Source organism: Faecalibacillus sp. (assembly GCF_047023275.1).
Taxonomy (GTDB): Bacteria; Bacillota_I; Bacilli_A; order Erysipelotrichales; family Coprobacillaceae; genus Faecalibacillus.
In genome coordinates this window covers 1-3,212 of the sequence record NZ_JBKYAR010000060.1, presented here as the reverse complement: position 1 = coordinate 3,212, position 3,212 = coordinate 1, and the positions used below count along the sequence as shown (strand labels likewise).

5 protein-coding genes are annotated in these 3,212 nt (G+C 26.0%); 1 reads left to right on the top strand and 4 read right to left on the bottom strand.

The features are described 5' to 3' along the window. Window positions 1-61: 61 nt before the first annotated feature. From ACLVEP_RS12575 to ACLVEP_RS12565, 3 genes are read right to left on the bottom strand one after another with little or no spacing between them, the layout of a single operon-like run. On the bottom strand, window positions 62-946 hold the full coding sequence (locus ACLVEP_RS12575) for a MurR/RpiR family transcriptional regulator (protein WP_412585248.1): 885 nt from the start codon (window positions 944-946) through the stop codon (window positions 62-64). A 9-nt stretch (window positions 947-955) separates the two neighbouring features. Then, complete coding sequence (locus ACLVEP_RS12570; RefSeq protein ID WP_412585247.1) at window positions 956-1,465, bottom strand: Gx transporter family protein; 510 nt, start codon at window positions 1,463-1,465, stop codon at window positions 956-958. Then, window positions 1,449-1,808, bottom strand: a complete 360-nt coding sequence (locus ACLVEP_RS12565) for a NusG domain II-containing protein (protein WP_412585245.1) — start codon at window positions 1,806-1,808, stop codon at window positions 1,449-1,451. Before ACLVEP_RS12565 ends, ACLVEP_RS12570 begins: the two co-directional genes overlap by 17 nt. Window positions 1,809-1,848: 40 nt before the next feature. On the opposite strand from ACLVEP_RS12565, the gene ACLVEP_RS12560 reads away from it, so the two are divergent. Continuing rightward, window positions 1,849-2,820 carry an FAD:protein FMN transferase gene (locus tag ACLVEP_RS12560; protein ID WP_412585244.1) on the top strand — a complete coding sequence of 324 codons (972 nt, stop codon included), beginning with the start codon at window positions 1,849-1,851 and terminating at the stop codon, window positions 2,818-2,820. Between the two features lie 25 nt (window positions 2,821-2,845). Here ACLVEP_RS12560 and ACLVEP_RS12555 read toward each other — a convergent pair. After that, window positions 2,846-3,212 (bottom strand): hypothetical protein (locus ACLVEP_RS12555; RefSeq protein ID WP_412585243.1); only part of this gene is annotated, 367 nt, incomplete at its 5' end.

Genomic DNA, 3,212 nt, shown 5'->3' with positions numbered 1-3,212 from the left:
AAGCTATATGGTTACCACGCGCATAGCACGTGGTATTAGTTTTATAATAAAAAAAGCGAAATCATGATTCGCTTTCTTTCATAATATCTAAAGAAGAAAAACGTGTTGTTTCACTTTCTTTTGAAATATTTATTCTCTTATTTAAGTTATCATCATAATTCAATTCAAAATAACAAGCATATAAAATATCTAAAATAAGTTTTATACTATTTTCGTTAACAAAGCCTCCTATTTTAGAATATAGCTTCTCTCTTGTAGAAATATTTAAAACAACATCCCCATATTTTCTTAAATCATTATCCCCTAAAGATGTAATAACAATAATCGAAACACCTTTTCTTTTAGCAAGACGTGCAAGATGAATCATTGAATCAATCTGACCAGAATAAGAAATCATTAATAAACAATCATCTTCATGAATTAAATTATCCATAAATAATTCTTCTCCAATAATTGGACAAATATGAACCATTTTTCCTAAACGATTCATATTTAATTGAAACGTTTGTCCTAATAATAAAGAATAAGAAATCGCTGAAAGATGAATGATATTTGCTTTTTGTAAAAGTGCAACAGCTTTTTGTAAATCATCGTGTTTTAAAAGAGATAAAGTATCATCTAATGTTTCTTTTGAAAGAGTCGTCATTTTAGAAGCAATTGTTTGAATCGTATCATTTTTAGTAAAAGGAAAATTAGGATCAATATGATTAAAATGCGTTAATATATATTTTTGTTCTTCTAAGAAATCTTTTTTAAATGATTCATAACCCTCGTAGCCTAATTTTTTAGCAAGTCTAATAATAGTTGCTGGAGAAGTAAATGTTTGATGAGCTAATTCTTGAATAGTCAGTTTCTCTATTTCTAATTTTTTATCTAATATATATTGAGCAACTTCTTTTTGAGATGATGATAAATGTATGGTTTCTAATTTTTGTATGATAAACATTTTCTTTCCTCATTTCATTTTAATAATTCTTTGACCAATTTTTGTATAAATTATTTCTGATAAAATACCAATTCCTATTCCTGATAAAATACCAAAAATCAACAAATAAGGTAAGTAATACATAAATACTGTTGAACTAAAAAAGTACATAGCTACTAGAAGTTGTCCAATATTATGAAAAATACCACCTATTATAGAAACAATGATATTTGAAAATAAACATGTTTTTTTAAATAAAAACATCATTAATAAAGATAAAATACCTCCTGCTAAACTATATAAAAACATATAAAGATTCGTAAAAACCATCGCAACGATCATTATTCTTAATAAAGTAACTACAAGGGCTTCTTTAAAACCAAAACATAAAAGAAGCGTCAATGTGACAACATTCGCAAGTCCTATTTTAGCTCCAGGAATGCCTACATAAAAAGGAATCAATGTTTCTATATAACTTAAAATAATAGCTATTGCACAAAATAGAGCTAAATAACAAATTTTTCTAATAGACTTTTCCATCTTGTTTTTGTTCATTTCCTTCCTTAACTTCTATTACTAAATGATGAGGTAAACAAACAATTGTTGCCCCTTTTTTTTCGATATGCCCTTGTTTTACACATAATTTATCAGGACACGTTGCTTCTATCATATAAACTTCATGATTTTTTATTTGTACTTTATTTTCATGATCAATATCTATTATTTGATCCTTATCTAAAGAATAATAACCATAAACTTCTTTATTTTTTGTTATTTCAATAAAACTCCCTTGTTGTTTAGATTTAAAAAGAAATAAACCACCTATAATTATTAATATAATAACAAACACAATCAAATCATTTTTAAATGTTTTATTTTTCATCCTTCTACTCCATGATATAATAAGAAAAAGGAGGTTCCCTATGAAAAAAGTATTACTTTCTTTACTCATTTTTTCATTTTTCCTTTGTGGCTGTCAAAAGACAACTCCTCTATCTTCTAAAGAATTTTGTTTAGATACAATCGTACAAATTACACTCTACGATTCATCTTCTAAAAATATTTTAAATAACTGTTTTGATTTATGCAAGAAGTATGAGCTTGTCTTTTCATCAAACAATAAAAAAAGTGAACTCTATCAACTAAATCATTCTTTACATAAATTAGAAAATCAAACAATTTCTAAAGAACTTTATCAAGTCATTAAACAGGGGCTTTATTATAGTGAATTATCAAATGGCGCTTTTGATATTACAATAGGATCTATTTCTTCTTTGTGGGATTTTAAAAACAATACGATTCCTCAAGATAATCTTATTAAAGAACATCTTCAAGATGTTTCTTATAAAAATATTGTTTTAGAAAAAAATCATCTCCGTTTTTTAAATGAACAAACAATGATTGATTTAGGAGCAATCGCTAAAGGATATATTGCAGATCAAATAAAAGACTATTTACTAAAGAAAAATGTTTCAAGTGCATTAATTAATTTAGGAGGTAATATTTTATGTGTTGGTCAAAAACAACAACAACCTTTTTTAATTGGTGTAACCAATCCTCAAGAAACTAATGATTCTATTTTAAGTTTAAATATCAATGACTTATCTGTTGTTACTAGTGGAACGTATCAAAGATATATAGAAACTGATTCAAAAAAATATCATCATATCTTAGATCCATCAACTGGTTATAGTTATGAAAATGGTCTATCAGCTGTAACAATTATTTCTAAAAGTTCTATTCAAGGTGATGCTTTGAGTACCGTTTGTTTTTCATTAGGAAAAGAAAAAGGAATGAAACTTTTAAATTCATTAAAAGATGTTTCTGGATGTTTTATTGATGAAAATAACCAAATAACTTATAGTAAACATTTTAAAAAGTTTCTAGCAAATTAAAAACTCTCCATGAGAGTTTTTAATATTATTTAATTATTTCTTTGATCATTTTTAAATCTTTGTTTTCTAACAAGGCATCAAATATTTGATCATATTGTGATAATGTTAAGTTTTCTAATAATTGATTATTTTCACCAGGAAAGAGTTTATTAAATAATTTTAATGTTTTTTCTTTGGCCTTAAGAAGTTCTCCTTCACTTTTTCCTTTTTCTAATCCTTTTTCTAGTCCTTCTTTTAAGCCTTCTTCTTTCCCTTCTTGTCGTATTCTTATCTTTTCTTGATGATGTTGTATCTTGACAAGCTGTCTTTTACTCGCTGCTAATACTAGTTCTTCATTTTCATTGAACTGATCCATCTTTTCTTTCATCATGATAACCACCTCACTGTTTAAT

Coding starts and splice junctions, on each gene's coding strand:
- ACLVEP_RS12575 (WP_412585248.1), bottom strand. CDS start 946: ATGTTTATCATACAAAAATTAGAAACCATACATTTATCATCATCTCAA.
- ACLVEP_RS12570 (WP_412585247.1), bottom strand. CDS start 1,465: ATGGAAAAGTCTATTAGAAAAATTTGTTATTTAGCTCTATTTTGTGCA.
- ACLVEP_RS12565 (WP_412585245.1), bottom strand. CDS start 1,808: ATGAAAAATAAAACATTTAAAAATGATTTGATTGTGTTTGTTATTATA.
- ACLVEP_RS12560 (WP_412585244.1), top strand. CDS start 1,849: ATGAAAAAAGTATTACTTTCTTTACTCATTTTTTCATTTTTCCTTTGT.